The sequence below is a fragment of the Streptomyces sp. NPDC002958 genome (assembly GCF_055563255.1).
The window spans coordinates 34592-52812 of record NZ_JBVHDS010000028.1; the positions used below are offsets into that span (position 1 = coordinate 34592).

At 69.9% G+C, this 18221-nt stretch carries 20 protein-coding genes; 12 read left to right on the forward strand and 8 right to left on the reverse strand.

Going from position 1 to position 18221, the window contains the following annotated elements; all coding sequences use genetic code 11:
• Nucleotides 1-17: 17 nt before the first annotated feature.
• The gene (locus ACZ3IC_RS29760; RefSeq protein WP_467421155.1) at nucleotides 18-494 is read right to left on the reverse strand and encodes a pyridoxamine 5'-phosphate oxidase family protein; all 477 of its coding nucleotides are present in this window, start codon (nucleotides 492-494) and stop codon (nucleotides 18-20) included.
• A 112-nt stretch (nucleotides 495-606) separates the two neighbouring features.
• Between ACZ3IC_RS29760 and ACZ3IC_RS29765 the strand changes: the two genes are divergently transcribed.
• Nucleotides 607-1278: a cysteine hydrolase family protein gene (locus ACZ3IC_RS29765; protein WP_467421157.1), complete on the forward strand. Its 672-nt coding sequence runs from the start codon at nucleotides 607-609 to the stop codon at nucleotides 1276-1278.
• Here ACZ3IC_RS29765 and ACZ3IC_RS29770 read toward each other — a convergent pair.
• On the reverse strand, nucleotides 1275-1742 hold the full coding sequence (locus tag ACZ3IC_RS29770) for a Rieske (2Fe-2S) protein (protein WP_467421159.1): 468 nt from the start codon (nucleotides 1740-1742) through the stop codon (nucleotides 1275-1277). The genes ACZ3IC_RS29765 and ACZ3IC_RS29770 overlap by 4 nt on opposite strands.
• A gap of 102 nt (nucleotides 1743-1844) precedes the next feature.
• On the reverse strand, nucleotides 1845-4019 hold the full coding sequence (locus ACZ3IC_RS29775; protein WP_467421162.1) for a S9 family peptidase: 2175 nt from the start codon (nucleotides 4017-4019) through the stop codon (nucleotides 1845-1847).
• A gap of 117 nt (nucleotides 4020-4136) precedes the next feature.
• On the opposite strand from ACZ3IC_RS29775, the gene ACZ3IC_RS29780 reads away from it, so the two are divergent.
• On the forward strand, nucleotides 4137-4517 hold the full coding sequence (locus ACZ3IC_RS29780; protein ID WP_467421164.1) for a YunG family protein: 381 nt from the start codon (nucleotides 4137-4139) through the stop codon (nucleotides 4515-4517).
• Nucleotides 4518-4598: 81 nt separating this feature from the next.
• Here ACZ3IC_RS29780 and ACZ3IC_RS29785 read toward each other — a convergent pair whose 3' ends face one another.
• A complete protein-coding gene (locus ACZ3IC_RS29785; protein WP_467421166.1) occupies nucleotides 4599-4760 on the reverse strand; it encodes a hypothetical protein in 162 nt (53 codons plus the stop codon).
• A 226-nt stretch (nucleotides 4761-4986) separates the two neighbouring features.
• On the opposite strand from ACZ3IC_RS29785, the gene ACZ3IC_RS29790 reads away from it, so the two are divergent.
• On the forward strand, nucleotides 4987-6189 hold the full coding sequence (locus ACZ3IC_RS29790) for an aminotransferase class V-fold PLP-dependent enzyme (RefSeq protein ID WP_467421169.1): 1203 nt from the start codon (nucleotides 4987-4989) through the stop codon (nucleotides 6187-6189).
• On the opposite strand, the gene ACZ3IC_RS29795 is transcribed toward ACZ3IC_RS29790, so the two are convergent.
• Complete coding sequence (locus ACZ3IC_RS29795) at nucleotides 6162-6485, reverse strand: hypothetical protein (RefSeq protein ID WP_467421171.1); 324 nt, start codon at nucleotides 6483-6485, stop codon at nucleotides 6162-6164. The genes ACZ3IC_RS29790 and ACZ3IC_RS29795 overlap by 28 nt on opposite strands.
• 82 nt (nucleotides 6486-6567) lie before the next feature.
• Between ACZ3IC_RS29795 and ACZ3IC_RS29800 the strand changes: the two genes are divergently transcribed.
• The 3 genes from ACZ3IC_RS29800 to ACZ3IC_RS29810 are packed head-to-tail and all read left to right on the forward strand — an operon-like array spanning nucleotide 6568 to nucleotide 10284.
• Nucleotides 6568-7275: a carbohydrate ABC transporter permease gene (locus ACZ3IC_RS29800; RefSeq protein ID WP_467421172.1), complete on the forward strand. Its 708-nt coding sequence runs from the start codon at nucleotides 6568-6570 to the stop codon at nucleotides 7273-7275.
• 5 nt (nucleotides 7276-7280) lie between these two features.
• Nucleotides 7281-9197, forward strand: a complete 1917-nt coding sequence (locus tag ACZ3IC_RS29805) for a glycoside hydrolase family 36 protein (RefSeq protein ID WP_467421174.1) — start codon at nucleotides 7281-7283, stop codon at nucleotides 9195-9197.
• A gap of 58 nt (nucleotides 9198-9255) precedes the next feature.
• Nucleotides 9256-10284: a LacI family DNA-binding transcriptional regulator gene (locus ACZ3IC_RS29810; RefSeq protein ID WP_467421175.1), complete on the forward strand. Its 1029-nt coding sequence runs from the start codon at nucleotides 9256-9258 to the stop codon at nucleotides 10282-10284.
• A 308-nt stretch (nucleotides 10285-10592) separates the two neighbouring features.
• Here the strand turns inward: ACZ3IC_RS29810 and ACZ3IC_RS29815 are convergent, their stop codons facing one another.
• The 3 genes from ACZ3IC_RS29815 to ACZ3IC_RS29825 all read right to left on the reverse strand — a co-directional run bounded on the left by ACZ3IC_RS29815 (nucleotide 10593) and on the right by ACZ3IC_RS29825 (nucleotide 12709).
• Nucleotides 10593-11006, reverse strand: coding sequence for a hypothetical protein (locus ACZ3IC_RS29815; RefSeq protein WP_467421176.1), 414 nt, complete (start codon nucleotides 11004-11006; stop codon nucleotides 10593-10595).
• 46 nt (nucleotides 11007-11052) lie between these two features.
• The gene (locus tag ACZ3IC_RS29820) at nucleotides 11053-11433 is read right to left on the reverse strand and encodes a protease inhibitor I42 family protein (protein ID WP_467421177.1); all 381 of its coding nucleotides are present in this window, start codon (nucleotides 11431-11433) and stop codon (nucleotides 11053-11055) included.
• Between the two features lie 112 nt (nucleotides 11434-11545).
• Nucleotides 11546-12709 carry a peptidoglycan-binding protein gene (locus ACZ3IC_RS29825; RefSeq protein WP_467421178.1) on the reverse strand — a complete coding sequence of 388 codons (1164 nt, stop codon included), beginning with the start codon at nucleotides 12707-12709 and terminating at the stop codon, nucleotides 11546-11548.
• A gap of 214 nt (nucleotides 12710-12923) precedes the next feature.
• Between ACZ3IC_RS29825 and ACZ3IC_RS29830 the strand changes: the two genes are divergently transcribed.
• From ACZ3IC_RS29830 to ACZ3IC_RS29855, 6 genes are all read left to right on the forward strand, one after another.
• Nucleotides 12924-13463, forward strand: coding sequence for a transposase (locus ACZ3IC_RS29830; RefSeq protein WP_467421179.1), 540 nt, complete (start codon nucleotides 12924-12926; stop codon nucleotides 13461-13463).
• Between the two features lie 18 nt (nucleotides 13464-13481).
• Nucleotides 13482-14339 carry a HipA family kinase gene (locus tag ACZ3IC_RS29835; protein WP_467421181.1) on the forward strand — a complete coding sequence of 286 codons (858 nt, stop codon included), beginning with the start codon at nucleotides 13482-13484 and terminating at the stop codon, nucleotides 14337-14339.
• Nucleotides 14336-14719, forward strand: coding sequence for a DUF3037 domain-containing protein (locus tag ACZ3IC_RS29840; protein WP_467421183.1), 384 nt, complete (start codon nucleotides 14336-14338; stop codon nucleotides 14717-14719). The genes ACZ3IC_RS29835 and ACZ3IC_RS29840 overlap by 4 nt, the downstream gene beginning before the upstream one ends.
• 234 nt (nucleotides 14720-14953) lie before the next feature.
• The gene (fabG, locus tag ACZ3IC_RS29845) at nucleotides 14954-15715 is read left to right on the forward strand and encodes a 3-oxoacyl-ACP reductase FabG (RefSeq protein ID WP_467421185.1); all 762 of its coding nucleotides are present in this window, start codon (nucleotides 14954-14956) and stop codon (nucleotides 15713-15715) included.
• Between the two features lie 20 nt (nucleotides 15716-15735).
• Nucleotides 15736-16491: an SDR family oxidoreductase gene (locus ACZ3IC_RS29850; RefSeq protein WP_467421187.1), complete on the forward strand. Its 756-nt coding sequence runs from the start codon at nucleotides 15736-15738 to the stop codon at nucleotides 16489-16491.
• A gap of 118 nt (nucleotides 16492-16609) precedes the next feature.
• Nucleotides 16610-18202: an ABC transporter substrate-binding protein gene (locus ACZ3IC_RS29855; protein ID WP_467421189.1), complete on the forward strand. Its 1593-nt coding sequence runs from the start codon at nucleotides 16610-16612 to the stop codon at nucleotides 18200-18202.
• Nucleotides 18203-18221: the final 19 nt, after the last annotated feature.

Here is an 18221-nt window from a genome sequence, read left to right on the forward strand (position 1 = left end):
ACGGGCAGAGAGTGTCCTCAGGGCGCGGACGGTCCTGCGAGCTTCCGGAAGTCCCAGGACGTGATGGCCTGAGGGGTGAGCCGAAGCCAGGCGTGCCGGCCGTCGTGCGGCATGGTGTCCATCCCGAAGTACTTCGCCGCGAACAGTCGTTCCGGCAGGTCGAGTTCGGGGCAGGGCTCACCGGTACGTGGCGCCTCGCCCACAGGGGCGGCCTCGCCGGACAGCTCGATGCCGCGCAGATCCGCGTACTCCACCCCGTCGTCCACGACCACCGCGATCCTCGGGTCGTTGCGCAGCTGGGACCAGCGCAGGCTGCGGGTGATCGAGTACAGCCAGAGCGAGGTGCCGTCCCAGGTGAACCAGAGGGCGCCGATGTGCGGGCGGCCGTCCGCGGACACGGTGGCGACCCGGCAGGTGCGCTGCTCGGCGAGATAGGTGTCGCGTTCCGCGTCCGTCATCATGATCCGACGACCCCGTCGCTGAATGGCGGCCATGGGATGCCCCCTCCCGATAGCTGATGCTGTGTCAGAAAGCATGGGGTCTCTTCCCTCGTCATGCAATGGCGGTTAACCTCGCGCGCCCGATCCGCCGCCGAAGGGGGCAGCCGTGCCGTCGAAGGAACAGCTTGCCGAGCAGCTCGATCCCACCACCACCGTGCTTTTGACGGTCGAATGTCAGCAGGGTGTCGTGGGCCTCGACAGCGCGCTGCCCGAACTGGCGGAGGAGGCCAGGTCCTCCGGATCCCTCCACCGCGTCGCCCGGCTGGTCGCAGCCGCCCACGGGGCCGGGGTCCAGGTCCTGCACGCGGTGGCCGAACGCCGCCCCGACGGGCGGGGCGCCAACAACAACGCCCGCCTCTTCCGGGCCGCCGGACGGTTGCCCGTACAACAGCACTCTGGCACCACGGCGGTACGCATCGCCGCGCCCATCGAGGTGGTGGACGAGGACCTCGTCGTGCGCAGGCTGCACGGCCTCTCGCCCATTGCCGGTACGGACGTGGACGCACTGCTCCGCAACCTCGGCTGCCGGACGCTCGTCGTCACCGGGGTATCGGCCAATGTCGCCATCCCCAACGCCGTATTCGACGCGGTGAATCTCGGTTATACGGCGGTGGTGCCGTCCGACGCCATCGCGGGGGTGCCGGCCGACTACACCCCCGCGATGATCCGCAACACACTCGCCCTCGTCGCCACCATTACGACCACCGATGACGTGCTCGGCTGCTGGCGGAGCCGAGGGCGGTTCAGGGCCCGTACGGCGGAACAGGGTCGGCCCTAGGACACGAGTGTGATCGAGTCGCCCTTGACTTTGATCGGCATGGCGGGCAGCGGCTGAGTGGCCGGACCCACTGTCGCACTTCCTGTCGCCACATCGAATTTGCTGTCGTGGCACGGGCAGTTGATGGCGCCGTCCGACACGCTCGACACCGCGCATCCCTGGTGGGTGCACTTCGACGAGAACGCCTTGAACTCGCCGGCCTTGGGCTGCGTCACCACGATGCCCTGGTCGGCGAAGACCTTCCCGCCGCCCACCGGGATGTCGGCGGTCTTCGCCAGAGCGGCCCCGCCGCCGTCCATTCTGTCATCGGCCATTCCGCCATCGGCCGGTTTGACCGCATCCGAACCGCCCGATTCCTTCTGGTTGCCGCACGCGGTGAGTACGGCAGCCACCGAGGCAGCCCCGACCGCTGCGACAACGGTCCGACGCCCGGGACGGACCTCGTGGTCCTGCGATGCGCTCATACCGGCTTTCCCTTCTGCTGTGTTCATGACTTCGATGTTCATGATTTCGGTGTTCTCGAGTTCCGTATCCGACTGGGTATACGTGACGCGGGAGGCCCGTGTTCAACACCCCAGCGACTTCTTGAGGAAGTCCCGCTCCAGCAGCAACAGATTGCTCGCCGTCTCCTCCTGGGTGACCAGGTGGCCGGACCCGGACAACGGCAATACCGTGTGCGACCGGCCCGCGGCCAGGAGCGCGGCGGAGAACCGCAGCATGTGGGCGACGGCCACATTGTCATCGGCAAGTCCGTGCACCAGCATGAGCGGGCGCGTCAGCCCGGATGCCTCCGAGAGCAGTGAACTGCGCTCGTAGTTCTCCGGAAGTACCTCCGGGTGGCCGAGGAACCGTTCCTCCCAATGGGTGTCGTAGAGCCGTCGGTCGGCCGGCGCAGCACCGGCGACCGCCGCGTGGAAGACCTCCGGGTGACGCAGAACGGCGGCAGCCGCCAGATACCCGCTGAACGACCAGCCGCGCATGGCGACCCGCGCAAGGTCCAGATCGGGATACCGCGCGGCAGCCGAGTGCAGTGCGTCGATCTGGTCATCGAGAACGGCCGTCAGCCGGTCTCCGTACACCGATTTCTCCCAGGCCTCCCCACGCCCCGGAGTGCCGCGACCATCTGTGACCAGCACCGCGAAACCTTGCTCGGCGAACCACTGGGCGACCGCGACCCACCAGGTACGCACCTTCAGGACGACCTGCATGCCATGGCCCGCGTACGGGTTGAGCAGTACGGGCAGCGGGGTGTCGCCCGGCCGGTGCCACGACGGCAGGTACAGTCTGCCGCGCAGCTCACGCTTCCCGAGGCTCAGCACAGCGGGGCGTGGGGTGACCAGCGGAGTCTCGGCGAGGACCGCGATCCGTCCCACCGGTGCCCCGTCGCGCAGCACGGTCACCGTATGACCGTCCGGGGTCCTGCTGTCCAGCACCACGGTGGGGCCGCCGACCGACGCCGTGTGCACACCGGGTGCCGCGCTGACGCGTACGAGACCGTCCAGACCGTCCCCGAGGGTGCCCGCCGCACAGGACCAGACGTGAATCTCGGTCGGTTCCTCGCTCGCGGTGAAGAACACCCTGTCACCGGCGGTGCCGACCACCTCACGGACCTCAAGTCCCGGTGGTGTCGGACTGTCGTCGATACTCAGCCCCTGGGTGTCGCCGCCCGGCTGCGCGGGAACGACGAGCGCCCCGGACGAAAGCCGCAACGGCGTACCCGGCCTCAGGGCAACCCACGCACGGTCATGGGCGCGGCTCAGGGTTCGTGCCTCTCCCGTGGCGGGATCCACAGCGAGGACGTGCACCGAACGCTGATCACGCGTCTGTACGGAGGCCAGCGGGCCGTGTCCGTCCCACGCCGCCGACACCACGTACTCGAACGACCGGTCCGTCCACACCCCCTCGGGGTGCTCCTCATCGGCTGCCGCGGGCAGCCGGACCGCGACCCGTTCCCCGGACACCCGCACGAGGTGCAACGACACTTCCGCGTTCGCCGTGCCCGCCGCCGGATATGCGATCTCGCGCGGCGGTCGCTCCGGGTGGGCCGGATCGCCGATGTACCGGCGCTGCACCATCGAGGTGTCCACCCGCGCCACCAGAAGCGCATCGTTCTGCGGCGACCACCAGTGGCCGCGCGAGCGTCCGATCGACTCGGCCGATACATGATCGGACAGGCCGTAGGTCACCTGCTCGCCGTCCGGGGCGGCCAGCGCACGGTCGTCCCTCCCCTCCGCCGTCACGATCCGCAGCGCGCCCCCGGACACGTACGCGATCAGATTGCCGTCCGGCGAAGGCCGGGGATCGACCACCGGCCCGGCGGTGACGATTCGGCGCGGAGCGCCCCCGTCCGTTCGTACCACCCAGAGTTCGCCGCCCAGCGCGAAGGCGACGAGCCGCACCTGTGCATCGGTGGCGTAGGACACGACGCCCGACGAGGTCTCCCCGGCTCGTTCGCGGCGGACCAGCTCCTCCGATGGCACCGCACCGGACGGCTCGTCGCCGTGGACCGTCCGGAGCGGATCGGCGAGCATCCGCTCCTCGCCGTTCTCGTACAGCCAGAGCCGGCTCACCTGATCCGTACCGGACGTGCTCCGTACGAAGAGCACCCGGGCGCCGTCCGGTGAGATGGTGAACTGTCGAGGCACTCCGAGCGAGAAACGGCGTGTGCGGGCGAACTGCTGGGGAAATCGTCGGGTGTTGTTCAGGGCGTCATCAGCCGTGGAGTCGCATGGGGGAGTCATGGAGACACCATGACAGGCGGAATCCGGATCGCCCGTCCCCTGTCCAGGTTCGGGTGAGGCTGCGGGGGAGCCGTGCAAGGCGCGTGATTGTCAGAGGTGTCTGCGAGGCTGAGCGGCATGACACTGAGGAATTTCGACGACCTTGAGCAGGCCATTCGCGGTGGTTGGGGCGCGGACACCACGACGCCGAATCACCGCCCGAACTGGACCCTGGACAATCCGGCACGCGACCAGTGCGGTGTCACCGCACTGGTGGTGCACGATCTGCTGGGCGGTGAGTTGATCCGCGGCGAGGTTCATGTCAACGGCGAACGAGTGGACTACCACTGGTGGAACCGCCTGGGCATGGGGATCGAAGTCGACCTGACACGCGAGCAGTTCGGCCCCGACGAGATGGTCGTCGGCGGAGTTGTGATCGAACGTCCTGCGGAGATCATGCGGCTCCGTGAGGAATATGAGCTTCTCCGCAGCCGAGTCCTGTCGGCGCTGCGCTCGTAGCCGTTGCGTCTTCGGGTTGCCCCGTGCGGTGATGAAGCGCGGTCAGCGGGCAGCCGCGTCGTTTGCGCGGAAGACCCGCTGTCACTTGCGCAACCGGGCCAGGAGAAGCGTTCGGTCGAGCTGTTTTTCCTCGTCCTCGTCGCTGCTGAACACCTCGTCCACCAACAGCTCGCGCAATTGCTCCTGTACGCCGTCGCCGTGCCCCTGCTGGGGGTCGCCCCCGGGCTGACGATCCGGCGTCATCGAAGTGAAGTCCCGCAGGACGGCAGAGCTTGGCTCTCATCGAAGCGGAGCCCGGGCCGACGAACCGCCTGCTGCCCGTTCGCCGCCCGCCCGCCCACGCGGGGGCCGGCCAGCCGACTCTCCGGAAAGCAGTTGCGCCGAATCTCTTGCCGGGTCGGCCTGATCTCCATAATGTGAACCTTCAAATCACAGGAAGTGCATAAAGCAGGCTCTGTTAGGGCGAATTTTGAACGATCAAATTGAATACCGGGGACCCGAAGCCGCCACCCCAGCAGCCCCCGTTCCGGCCCTCGCCCGCGGTCCGATGGTGGGCTACCTCGACTACGCCAGGGTCGGCCCGCTCTCCCACCCGGCCGCCGCCGCGCTCGCCGCCGCCACCGCGCTCGCCACCCGCGTCGACCCCGCCGACCTCGACCGGCTGTTCGCTCTCAGCGACGCCGCCCGGACCTCGGCGGCCCGGCTGCTCGACGCCCGTCCGCACGAGATCGCCCTCGCCCCGTCCACCAGCAACGGCCTGTTCACCGTGGCTGCCGCACTCGACGGCCCCGGTACCGTCCTGGTACCCCGCGGTGAGTTCCCCGCCAACCTCTACCCCTGGCTCCGCTTCGCCGGCCGCGGCGGCCCGGCCGTCCGCCTCGTCGACCCGGCCGGGCAGCGGCACATCACCCCCGACCTCCTGCGCCGCCACCTCACTCCCGACGTCACCGCCCTCACCGTCAGCGCCGTCGACTCGCTCACCGGCCACCTGGCACCGCTCGCCGCCCTCAAGGAGGTCCTCGGGCCCGGCCGGCTCCTGATCGTCGACGCCATCCAGGGCCTGGGCGCCGTACCACTCGAAGCGGACGCCGCCGACATCCTCGTCAGCGGCGGCCAGAAGTGGCTACGGGCCGGCTGGGGAGCCGCGCTGCTGCTGATCCGCGACCGGTGCGCCGAGCGCCTGGCTCCCGGGCTCGGCGGCTGGGCCGGCGTCGCGGAGCCCTTCGCGCCTCGGCATCCGGCGCCGCCGCTGCCCGGGGCCGCCGCCCACCTCGCCACCAACCCGGACTTCCCGGCCGCCGCGGCCATCGGCGCGGCCATCGACGACCTGTTCGACCAAGGCGGCCCGGCCGCCGTCGGCGCCCGTATCCGCACCGCCCTCGCCGACCTGCTCGACCGCGCACGGCGGGCCGGCGCCGACGTCCTGCTGGACGGACTCGGCCCCCACGAGCGCGCCGGTATCGGCACCTTCCGCCTGCCCGGCCACGACCCCGCCACCGTCCACCGCACCCTCGAAGCGGCCGGCCTGATCACCACCCGGCGCGACGAGTGGATCCGGCTGTCTCCCCACACCTCCACCCCGGCCGCCGCAGCGGACCTGCTTGCCGAGGCACTGCACACCCTCACCCACCGTTCGACCCACCCTCAGGAGTCGACATGTCCCACCAACTGAGCCGCCGCCAGCTGCTCCAGCTCGTCACCGCCTCCGCCGCCGGACTCGGCCTGGCCGCCTGCGGCAGCAACGGATCGGGCAGCGACGCCGTCGGCGGCGACGGCGACAGCGGTCAGATCACCGTCTGGAGCTGGACCACCGCGGCCGAGGCCCTGCGCGGTGTCGTCCCCTCCTTCGAGCGGGACAACCCCGGCATCAAGGTCGACATCCAGGACGTCGGCAACCCGGCCATCTGGGACAAGATCACCGTCGGCCTCGCCTCGGGCGGCAAGGGCCTCGCGCGGCCCACTGCTCACCCTGCTGCTTGCGGGCGCCTTCGGGCTCTGCGTCGGCCCGTTCTACTGGCTCGCCATCGCCGCCACCCAGGACGACAAGGACGTGTTCTCCTGGCCACCGAAGCTGCTGCCCGGCGGCCACCTCATGGACAACCTCCGCGGGCTCCAGGAGTCCATCGGGCTCACCCGCGTCCTGCTCAACACCGTGCTGGTGGCGGGCGTCCAGACGGTCGGCGCGGTCGCCGTCTCGGTCCTGGCCGGCTACGCCTTCGCCAAGTTCGACTTCCGCGGGCGCAACCTGTTCTTCGTCCTGCTGCTCAGCACCCTGGTCATCCCCGACACAGTGATGCTGATCCCGATCTCCCAGATGATGATGGAACTGGGCCTGATCGACTCCTACCAGTCCGTCATCCTGCCCGGTCTGGTCACCCCGTTCGGCATCTTCTTGATGCGGCAGGCACTGCGATCCATGCCCGACGAACTCCTGGACGCGGCCCGCGTCGACGGCGCCGGCGAACTGCGGGTGCTGTGGCGGATCGTCATACCGGTCAACCGGCCGGTCATCGCGGCGCTCGCGCTGTTCGTCTTCCTCGGTAGCTGGAACCAGTTCGTCTGGCCGCTGATCGCCCTGCGCAGCCCCGAGATGTACACGCTTCCCGTGGCCACCGCCACCCTGCAGGGGCTGTCGACCACCAACTATGCGCAGGTCCTGCTCGCCGCCGCCATCGCTGCCATCCCTGTGATGGCTCTCTTCCTCGTCCTGCAGCGCCAGTTCATCTCGGGCCTGCTGGCCGGGGCCACCAAGGAGTGACCACCGTGACCACCGAACCACGCCCCGTCGGCGAGCGCACCGAGAGCCCGCAGGCGCTCACCGGGCCGGACACCGCCCCGCAGGACGCCACCCCGCAGCAGCCCGCCCCGGCCTGGCGCCCGAACACGTCGGCCGGGGCCACCCCCGACACCGTCGGCCACCGGCAGCTCGCCACCGGCCTGCTCCACTCCACCGGCGCCCCGCTCACCGTCCACCTCACCGGGCTCGGCTGCGACCGGCTGGAGACCGCCGTCACACCGGTCGGCGACGGCGTGGCCCTGATCGAGGTCACGGCGGCGGCCGCGGCCACCGTCCGCGCCGAATGGCGGGTCCCCTGCGTCGGGGCCACCGCCTACTGGACCCCGGACACCAACGCCTCCCGCTGGCTGCCGCCGTCCTGGATCGCCCCCCGGACCGTCTCGCTCGCCCTGGGCGCCCCCGTCGCCAGCCTGGTCGCCACCGACGACCGCGCCCTGTGCACCGCCGCCGCCGGGGAGACCTCCGCACCTGTGCGCGTCGGCGCCGGAGTGGTGGAGGAGAGCGGCGAGTTCGCCTTCACCGTCGAACAGGACCTCACCCCGGACAGGCCGCCGCTGCGGCTGCGGATCGACCTCAGCGGCCGCCACTTCGCCGCCACGCTGCAGGCCGTCACCGCCTGGTGGGCCGAGGGCCTGCACCACCCCGGCATCGCCCCCGCCGCCCGGATGCCCGCCTACTCCACCTGGTACAGCCTCCACCAGAACGTCGACACCGCCGCCGTCGAACGCCAGGCCGTCCTCGCCGCGGCAGTCGGCTGCGAGAGCATCATCGTCGACGACGGCTGGCAGACCACCGACCGCGCCCGCGGCTACGGTCACTGCGGCGACTGGGAGCTCAACCCGGTGGCCTTCCCCGACCCCGCGGCCCACGTCGCCGAGGTCCACCGGCTCGGCCTCGCCTACCTCCTGTGGTACGCACTGCCGTTCATCGGCCGACGCAACTACGCCTGGGACCGCTTCGAGGGCATGATCCTGCGCGAGGAGCCCCACCTGGACGCCGCCGTGCTCGATCCCCGCCACCCCGAGGTCCGCGCCTACCTGGTCGAGAAGGTCTCCCGCGCCGTCGAGCAGTGGGACATGGACGGTCTGAAGCTCGACTTCATCGACCGCTTCGCCGTCACCGACCCCCCGCCCGCCCCGGCCGGTGCCGACCGCACCGCCGTCCACGAGGGTGTGCTCCAGCTGCTCGCCGACCTCGACGCCCGCCTGCGCCGCACCCGGCCGGACGTGATCGTCGAGCACCGCCAGCCGTACGTCAGCCCCGGGCTGTGGCCGTACGCCACCATGGTCCGCGCCACCGACTGCCCGCTCAGCCCCGCCGAGAACCGCCAGCGCACCGTCGACTGCCGGCTCACCGCGGGCCCGCTCGCCGTCCACGCCGACATGATCATGTGGAACTCCGCCGAGACGCCCGAGGCCGTAGCCGTCCACCTCGTCAACGCCCTGTTCTCGGTGCCGCAGATCTCCGTCGACCTGGCCGCCCAGAGCCCCGACCAGCTCGCCACCCTGCGCTTCTGGCTCGGTGTCTTCCGCCGGTACGCCGACGTCCTCCAACTCGGCGCCCTGGAACCCGTGCGACCGGACCTCGGCTACCCCCTGGTCCGCGCCCGCGACCACCACACCACCGTGGTCGCACGCTACGCGCCGCTGCCCGTCGCCCTCCCGGACCGGCACACCGCGGACGGTCCGCAGACCCTGCTCGTCGCCAATGCGGACGGCGACCCCGTGGTGCTCCTGACCGCCACCCGAACGGAACGGGCCCTCGCCCGCGTCCAGGACTGCCGTGGTGAGATCCTGTCAGAGATCGTGCTCGACCTCGTCGCCGGGGTGAACCCGGTGACCGTGCCGACCGGTGGCCTGCTCACCCTGACCCGCGAGCACTGACAACCGGGGGCCGGGGGCGGCCACCTGCCGCCCCCAGCCCGCCGACCACAGAGGAACGATGACCGCTCGACAGGTGACCATCGAGGACGTCGCACGCGCGGCCGGAGTCTCCCGCCAGACCGTCTCGAACGCCCTCAACGCACCCCACCGGCTGCGCGCCACCACCCTCGCCCGGGTCACCGCCGCCATCGACGAACTCGGTTACCAGCCCGACCAGTCCGCCCGCAGTCTGCGCACCGGCACTCGTAAGGTCATCGGCTATCCTGCCCCCGCTGACAACCCTGCCGACCCCAACCCCCTGATGGGCGGCTTCCTCCAGGCGCTGGTGACCGCCGCCGACGCCGTCGGCCACCGCATCCTGCTGTTCCGCTCCAGCCCTCAGCAGGGCGTCGCAGCAGTCGCCAAGTCCTTCAACGGCCTGATCGCGGCCCGCCAGGTCGACGGATTCGTCCTCTCCGACGTCGTCCACGACGACCCCCGCGTCGACGTGCTCACGGAGGCCGGCTTCCCGTTCGCAGCGTTCGGCCGCACGGCCCCCGGCCGCCCGCAGAACTGGGTGGACATCGACTCCACCGCCGCCACCGCCACCCTGGTCGGACTCCTGCTCGACCAGGGCCACCGCCGGATCTGCTACCTCAACTCCGCCGCGTCCCTGCCCTGGCTCGCCGACCGCAGGGCCGGCTTCCTGCAGGCCGCGGCCGCCGCCCCCGACGGCGCCTTCGAGGTCGGCGTCCCCGACGACGACCCGGCCGCGCTCTCCCACGCCGTCCAGCGCCTGCTCACCGGCCCCGACCGCCCGACCGCCCTGGTCTGCGCAAGCGACTGGCTCGCCCTGACCGCCTACCAGGCCGTCCGCGCCGCAGACCTCACCGTCGGCGGCGACGTCGCCGTCACCGGCTTCAACGACATCCCGCTCTGCACGCTGCTCCAGCCCGCCCTCACCAGCGTGCGCCTGCCCCTGGCCGCCCTCGCCCACGTCCTCGTCGACCGGCTGATCACCGCCGTCGAGGACCCCGCCGCCGTCCCGGCGAGCGGGCTGCTGCTTCCCGCGGAGCCGGTCGTGCGAGGCAGCACGCCGGGGAGGTAGTGGTGGCCGCCGGGCGGCGCGCCCCGGCCGGCCCGTGCCTCGGCGGTTCGGCCGAGGCGCTCGTTGCGCACCGTCGGGAGCAGGTGCGCTGCGCTCACCGGCGATCAGCGCTTCGAGCATGGCGCGCCCCGAGACGCCGAAGATGTCGTGCGCCGGACACACAGGAAGCATCGAGGCCCTCGCCGTCGCCCGCCTGCACGGTCGGCTGGTGCTCCTCACCAGTGGCAGCGACAACGCCATCGCCGCCTGGGACCTGATGACATGGTGCTTGATCGGCACCCACCCGACGGCTCGTGACGCAGCTCGGATCACGTACTCCGGTCCCGCGCCCGGGTCAGCTGCTTCAGTTCGACAATGGTCGCGACGGCGCGCAGCCAGGTGGCCGCGGTGTCGTCGGCGGCGATTCCGCCCATGAGTTCGGTGCCGGCTCGCAGCCACTCCCGTACCACGACGGCCGCCTCTCGGCGGGGCAGGGGCTCGGGCAGCTCCGCGGCGTGGGCGAGCCCGCCGGCGCGCACGGTGTCGGCGAGGAAGGCGACCGAGCGCGGCTCGGTGTCGAGGCGGTCGAGGATGACAGCTGCGGCCGCGGCGCCGTCGCCGAACAGGGCGGTGCGCCGGGTGCCGGGCTCGGCGGTGAGGCCGTAACGCAGCAGGACGGTGATGTCGAGCCGGGCCAGCTCGTCGTCCGTGCGGTCCGGCGGGTACGGGGCGTCGTCGTTCATGGCGGGACCTCTGGTGTCTTGTCTCGTCTGACTGGTCCGCTGCGGCTCAGTTGACGGTGACGGTGTAGGTGATGCGCTCGGGAGCCTTGGAGTTGGAGCCCGCCCCCGTGCTCGGGGTGGCGGAGGGTCCGGTGGTCTCGGGGGGCAGCGTGGAGTTGTTGCCCTGGCACGTGGTGAAGGTGCAGTGCAGCAGAGTGAACCGGGTGGTCCCCTTGCCCATGGCCTCGAAAATGAAGGTGAGCCGGCCGCCGGCACCGGCCACCGGCTCGTCGCCGGAGTCCGACGCGTAGTCCTGGCCGCGGCTGACGAGCACCGAGCTGTCGGGCTCGGGGTCGACCAGGTACCAGTACTCGCTGGTGGAGGCGTTCTGGTCGACGGTGAGCGTGAAGCGCTCGCCCGGCTCGGCCGTGATGCTGGTGTCTTTCACCGGGTGGCTCGTCGGGCGGCTCGTGGAGCCACCGGCCGGTTCGTCGGTGCCCGAGCCGCAGCCCGTGGCGAGAGCGAGGAGCGCGGCCGCCGCGATCGCGGCACCGCCCCTGCTACCGCGGAAGATAGACGCTGTACGCGTTGGGGAGATCACTGTTGGAAGCCTTGCCCATGTGGCCGTTGATGAAGTCGTCCTCGCTGACCCAGGTGGTCGAGCCCCAGGGGTTGTACACCTGAAGCATGTCACCCTCCTGGGCGATGATGGTCATCGCGTGGGCGCTCTTCTCGCCCTTGACGTCGACCGGCACCGGATGCCCCTGCGCCACCGACTTCTCGACTTCGGTGAGGACCGCCCTGCGGTCGGCGGCGTTGTCCAGGTCCTGGCGCTCGTAGTCACTGCCGGTGGCACTGCCGACGGCGGCGTCGTTGATCCGTTCCTGCCCCTCGGACCCCATGCCGCCCCAGTTCTCGCCGCCGTCACCTTCGGTGTGCAGTCGGTGCTGTTCGGCCACCAGTCGTTGCTTGAAGGCGTCGGGGTCGTCCTGCTGCCCGTCGGGGCCGCCGGTGAGGTCGAGCGCGTACAAGGGGTCAACCATGGCGCGGGACGTGACGGTGGACGAGGCCACGCAGGTGCCCTCGGAGCCGTCGCGGCCCTGGATCCACCGCTGACCGTCGAACGTGACGTAGTCCTTGTTGTTGTTCGAGCCGTCCGGCGCCAGGCCTTCGTCGTTCATGCTGTCCGCGGCGGTGACCACCGGAGTGAGATGCCGGCGCAGCCAGTCGGGGTCCTTGCCGTGGATTTTGTCCTGGAACGCGCCGATCTCGGCGACGCTGTGGCCGGCGGCCAGGGCCTTCATCAGGTAGGCCCGCTCCTGTGGGGTGTCCGACTTCGCCAGCATCCGCTCCATGGCCGTCTCGTCGTCGAGGCTCAGCAGGTCCATCCGCGTCGACGCGCGCGCCAGGTCGCCGGCGGTGAGGATCTCGTTCAGCTCGGTGTCGGCGCCCGCGACGCCGGTGTCGGCGAGCATCAGCTTGTCGACGGCGGTGAGTTCGCTGGTCTCCATCTTCCCGGCCCGTGCCTCGGCGGCCCACTTGTTCAGGTCCCGGGCCGCGACGCGGGTGGCCTCCTGTGCCTCGGAGACGGCGTCGTGCATCAGGTCGACCGCGTAGGAGCCGAAGTGGGCGGCGTTCGCGCGGTCCCACTCCTCCTCGTCGTTCTCGTGCAGGTCGTCGAAGAAACCGTCCTTGCCGCCGAGCATCTTCTTCTGCTCCAGCAACTGTCCACGCCCCGCTCGTCGTTGCGCTGCGCGGCGCCGATCGCGTCGGCCAGCGTCAGCAGCACCGACGCGCATCCCTGGAACGCCTCGCTCATCTGGGTCACGGCAGCGCGCAGGATGCGCAGGCCGGTGCAGCCCGCTTTGAGCTGTACTGAAATGTGTGGAGTCCCTGATGCCAGGGTTACCGTCCTGGCGGAGGAGAACCACCAGCACCATGGCAGCACCCCGTACATACTCCGACGAGCTTCGCGAGCGTGCGATCCGTGAGGTCCGCGCCACCGGCCGCCCCATCGCCCACGTGGCAAAGGACCTGGGCATTCACAAGGAGGCCCTGCGCGGCTGGGTCCGCGAGGCCGAGGCCGACCGCGGCGAGCGCGACGACCGGCTGACCACCGCCGAGCAGGACGAGCTCAGGCAACCTGGCAAAGAAGTGGCGGAGTTGAGGCGGGCGAACGAGATCCTCAAAGCCGCCTCGGTGTTTTTCCCAGGAGATCGACCGGCCCCGGACGGGGCCGAGCAAGTGATCGACCACCTGCGTGACAAAGGTCTCGGGGTCGATCCCGTCTCCCGGATGCTGGAGCTGCCGCCGTCGACGTACTTCGCCCGCAAGAAGCGGCCGAAGTCGGCCCGCCGACTCCGCGACTCGGAAAACGGGTCGCCGGCCAAAACTCCCCAGATTCTCCCCAGGGCTGATCGGGGTGATTCCCCAGGCTGTACGGCCCTGACCTCGGTCCGTGGATCTCCAGGGATCTGAGCCGTATAGCCTGGGAAAATGCTCACCGAAGTCACAGCGACCCGCTACGTCACGCCCCTGCGGGAGGGGGGATCGCTGCCCGGAATCGTCGAAGCCGACGACCTCGGCACCTACGTCATGAAATTCACCGGCGCCGGACAGGGCCGTAAGACACTGGTTGCGGAGGTCATCTGCGGACAGCTCGGCCGCAGGCTCGGGCTTCGCGTCCCCGACCTCGTACAGATCCAGCTCGACCCGGTCATCGGGCTTGCCGAGCCCGACGAGGAAGTGCAGGAGCTCCTGAAGGCCAGCGGCGGGCTCAACCTCGGGATGGACTTCCTGCCGGGCTCGATCGGCTTCGACTCGCTCGCCTACCAGGTGGACTCCCGGGAAGCAGGACGCGTCGTCTGGTTCGATGCGCTGATCAACAACGTCGACCGGTCCTGGCGCAATCCGAACATGCTGATCTGGCACGGCGACCTGTGGCTCATCGATCACGGTGCCACCATGATCTGGCACCACAACTGGCCCGGCGCCCAGGCCTCCGCCGCCAAGCCGTACAACGCCTCGGACCACGCGCTCGCCCCGTTCGCCCCCGATATCGCGGCTGCGGCCGCCGAGCTGGTCCCGCTGGTCACCGAGGAGCTGCTCACCGAGGTCGCGGCCGACGTCCCCGACGAGTGGCTGGTGGACGAGCCCGGCTTCGACTCCACGGACGAGCTGCGCCGCGCCTATGTGGAGGCGCTGCTGCCGCGCGCCGCGAGCATTCATGAGCGGATCACGATGGAGGGCCCCACCGAGCCCAAGCCGTCCCAGGCCCCCGGCTGGCTCACCGAACACCTCACCCCGTGGCCGCACCCCGCCAAGAAGAAGAACGACAAGGAGGGCCAGCGGTGAGCAAGCGCGATGTTTTCGAGTACGCGCTGCTGCGCGTGGTGCCGCGCGTGCAGCGCGGCGAGTTCTTCAACGCGGGCGTGGTCGTCTACTGCCGCGCGCGGGGTTTCGTCGCCGCCCGTACCCATCTCGACGAGACGAAGCTGAAGGCCCTGGACCCGACCGCCGACGTGGTCGGTGTACGGGCCGCCCTGCATGCCGTCGAGGGCGTGTGCCGCGGCGGTACGGACGCGGGTCAGGCGGCCCGCGACGACGCAGGTCGGCGCTTCCGCTGGCTGATCGCGCCCCGCTCCACCGTCGTCCAGCCGAGCCCCGTGCACAGCGGCCTCACGGCCGATCCGGAAGCCGAGGTCGAACGACTGCTCGATCTGCTGGTGCGCTGATCAGCCGCCCGCGGCGCCGACCGCAGCCACCGCGGTGGCTGCGGCGCCGGGTGTGACATATGCCCCTGCGGCCGTGGGCCGTTGACACCGAGTGTCAGGGCTTCTAGCGTCTCGTCTGCTGAAGGTACTAAGCGGTTGCTCAGTTATCGGGAAGGCTCCGCGCACGCGAAGGTTCCGTGCCGGGGATGCCCCGACGTCCGCTGAGCCGCGATCCAAGGGCGAGGAGAACCAAGCATGTCCACCACCGAGCAGCGCGTCGCCATCGTGACCGGAGCGGCGCGTGGCATTGGCGCCGCCACCGCGGTACGCCTGGCGGCCGAGGGCCGCGCCGTCGCCGTACTCGACCTCGACGAGGCGGCCTGCAAGGACACCGTCGAGAAGATCACCGCCGCCGGGGGCACCGCGCTCGCCGTCGGCTGCGATGTGTCGGACAGCGCCCAGGTGGAAGCCGCCGTCGCGCGGGTCGCCACCGAGCTCGGCGCCCCGACGATCCTTGTCAACAACGCGGGCGTGCTCCGCGACAACCTGCTCTTCAAGATGAGCGAGTCCGACTGGGACACCGTGATGAACGTGCACCTCAAGGGCGCGTTCCTGATGGCCAAGGCCGTCCAGAAGTACATGGTGGACGCCGAGTTCGGCCGTATCGTCTCGCTCTCCTCCTCCTCGGCGCTCGGCAATCGTGGCCAGGCCAACTACTCCGCCGTGAAGGCCGGTCTGCAGGGCTTCACCAAGACCCTCGCCAAGGAGCTCGGCAAGTTCGGCATCACCGCCAACGCCGTCGCCCCCGGCTTCATCGTCACCGAGATGACCGCGCAGACCGCCGCGCGGGTCGGCATGGGCTTCGAGGAGTTCCAGGCTGCCGCCGCCACCCAGATCCCGGTGCAGCGCGTCGGCCGCCCCGAGGACATCGCCAACGCCATCGCCTTCTTCACGGGCGACGAGGCCGGCTTCGTCTCCGGCCAGGTCATGTACGTCGCCGGCGGACCGCTCAACTGACCTGAAGGGTTATGGGCATCATGACTGTGCAGGACAGCGGGAAGGTCGCGCTCATCACGGGCGCGAGCCGCGGCATCGGCTACGGCATCGCCGAGGCGCTCGTGGCTCGCGGCGACCGGGTGTGCATCACCGGACGCGGCGAGGACGCGCTCAAGGAGGCCGTCGAACGGCTGGGCTCCGACCGGGTCATCGGCGTGGCGGGCAAGGCGCACGACGAGGCGCACCGGGCCGCGGCCGTCGAGCGCACCATGGAGGCGTTCGGTCGTGTCGACTTCCTGATCAACAACGCGGGTACGAATCCGGTCTTCGGCCCGATCGCGGAGCTCGACCTCAATGTCGCCCGCAAGGTCTTCGAAACCAATGTGGTCTCGGCGCTCGGCTTCGCCCAGTACACCTGGAAGGTGTGGCAGAAGGAGAACGGTGGGGCGATCGTCAACATTGCCTCGGTCGCCGGTATCTCCGCCTCGCCCTTCATCGGCGCGTACGGCATGAGCAAGGCCGCCATGGTCAATCTGACCCTCCAGCTCGCGCACGAGTTCGCGCCGATCGTCCGGGTCAACGCGATCGCCCCCGCGGTCGTGAAGACGAAGTTCGCCCAGGCGCTGTACGAGGGCCGTGAGGCGGAGGCTGCCGCAGCCTACCCGCTCGGCCGGTTGGGCGTCCCCGAGGACATCGGCGGCGCCGCCGCGTTCCTCACGTCGAGCCAGTCCGACTGGATCACGGGGCAGACCCTGGTGGTCGACGGCGGGATCTTCCTGAACGCGGGCGTGCGCTGAGAACAGCCTGAGCGGATTTAGCCCTGATTGACTCAAGTGCCCTGTCGGGCCTGCGGATTGACCCGACGGGGCACTGCGGTATGGTCTGCCGATCCATGGCTGATCGAGGAGCGTTCACGTGTTCTACCGGGCCAGTCTGCAGGCCGCTGCAGTCCTTGCTTCCCTCTCTCTGCTGGCAGGCTGCGGACTTTTCTCCGACAGCGGCTCGAAAGCGGAACAGGAGATAGTCGTCGGTACGACCAGCGAGCTCTCCACCCTCGATCCGGCGGCGGCGTGGGACAACTCCTGGGAAATGATGCGGAATGTCTTCCAGACTCTGGTGAGCTTTCCCACCGGCAGCACGAGCCCCGAGCCCGATGCTGCGGAATCGTGCGAGTTCACCGACACCACCAGCACGGCCTACCGGTGCAAACTCCGCGAGGGTCTGAAATTCTCCAATGGGGACAAGCTCGACGCCGAGGCCGTGAAGTACTCCATCGACCGGATCACGGCCATCAACGTCAAGGGTGGCCCCGTTGGCATGCTCGGCTCGCTCGACCGGATCGAGACCAAGGGGGACGACATCGTCGTCTTCCATCTCACCAAGCCGGACGCCACCTTCCCGTTCATCCTCGCCACGCCCGCGATGTCGCTGGTGGCGCCCAGCGACTATGCGAGGCACAAGATCCGCAGCGACGGAAGGGTCACCGGATCCGGCCCCTACCTCCTCGATTCGTACAAGCCGGGAAATCGGGCCGAACTGGTGAAGAACCCGGACTACAAGGGTTTCGCCAACCGTAAGAACGACGCTGTGACCATCCGGTACTTCAAGGATTCCGCCCCCGTGGTCGCGGCACTGAAGAAGAACGAGATCGACGCGATCTACCGCGGCCTCACCGCCGAGGAGGTCGTCAACCTGGAAGACAACCTGGAAGACAACAAGGACGAGAACCGCGATCTGCAGCTGGTCGAGACGGTCGGCGCGGACATCCGCTTCCTGGTCTTCAACCCGGAGGACACGGCCGCCGGGAACGTGGCCGTACGGCGGGCCATCGCCCAGCTCGTCGACCGTGACGCGCTGGTGGCCAAGGTCTACCAGGGCACGGCCGAGCCGCTGTACTCCATGGTTCCCAAGGGCATCGCCGGACACACCACCAGCTTCTTCGACGCCTACGGCGACCCGGACGAGGGCAAGGCGAAGCAGATCCTCGTCAAGGCGGGAATCACCGAGCCCGTCGAGATGACCTTCTGGTTCACGACCGACAGGTACGGCTCCTCCACCGCCCCCGAGTTCGACGAGCTGAAGCGTCAGCTGGAAGCCTCCGGGCTGTTCAGGATCACTCTGAAGAGCAAGCCCTGGAAGGAGTTCCAGGAAGGCTTCACCAAGGGCGAGTACCCCGTCTTCGGTCGCGGCTGGTTCCCAGACTTCCCGGACCCCGACAACTTCATCGCCCCCTTCGTGGGCAAGGAAAGCGTCACCGGGATGCCGTACATGAAGAGCGAGATCACCGAGCAGCTGCTGCCGCAGACCCGCAAGGAGAGCGACCGGGGCGCGGTCAGCGAGCAGTTCGAACGCGCCCAGCAGATCCTCGTCGACGACGTGCGGATGCTGCCGCTGTGGCAGGGCAAGCTGTACGTCGCCGCGGGCGAGGACATCGGAGGCGGCGAACGCGCTCTGGACCCGCAGACGGTCATGCAGATGTGGGAGCTGTACCGCAAGGCCAGCTGGTAGGCCCCGGCAGGGCTCGCGA

Coding starts and splice junctions, on each gene's coding strand:
- ACZ3IC_RS29785 (WP_467421166.1), bottom strand. CDS start 4,760: ATGACGCCGGATCGTCAGCCCGGGGGCGACCCCCAGCAGGGGCACGGC.
- fabG (WP_467421185.1), top strand. CDS start 14,954: ATGTCCACCACCGAGCAGCGCGTCGCCATCGTGACCGGAGCGGCGCGT.
- ACZ3IC_RS29850 (WP_467421187.1), top strand. CDS start 15,736: ATGACTGTGCAGGACAGCGGGAAGGTCGCGCTCATCACGGGCGCGAGC.
- ACZ3IC_RS29830 (WP_467421179.1), top strand. CDS start 12,924: ATGGCAGCACCCCGTACATACTCCGACGAGCTTCGCGAGCGTGCGATC.
- ACZ3IC_RS29775 (WP_467421162.1), bottom strand. CDS start 4,019: ATGACTCCCCCATGCGACTCCACGGCTGATGACGCCCTGAACAACACC.
- ACZ3IC_RS29780 (WP_467421164.1), top strand. CDS start 4,137: ATGACACTGAGGAATTTCGACGACCTTGAGCAGGCCATTCGCGGTGGT.
- ACZ3IC_RS29770 (WP_467421159.1), bottom strand. CDS start 1,742: ATGAGCGCATCGCAGGACCACGAGGTCCGTCCCGGGCGTCGGACCGTT.
- ACZ3IC_RS29760 (WP_467421155.1), bottom strand. CDS start 494: ATGGCCGCCATTCAGCGACGGGGTCGTCGGATCATGATGACGGACGCG.
- ACZ3IC_RS29835 (WP_467421181.1), top strand. CDS start 13,482: ATGCTCACCGAAGTCACAGCGACCCGCTACGTCACGCCCCTGCGGGAG.
- ACZ3IC_RS29815 (WP_467421176.1), bottom strand. CDS start 11,006: ATGAACGACGACGCCCCGTACCCGCCGGACCGCACGGACGACGAGCTG.
- ACZ3IC_RS29810 (WP_467421175.1), top strand. CDS start 9,256: ATGACCGCTCGACAGGTGACCATCGAGGACGTCGCACGCGCGGCCGGA.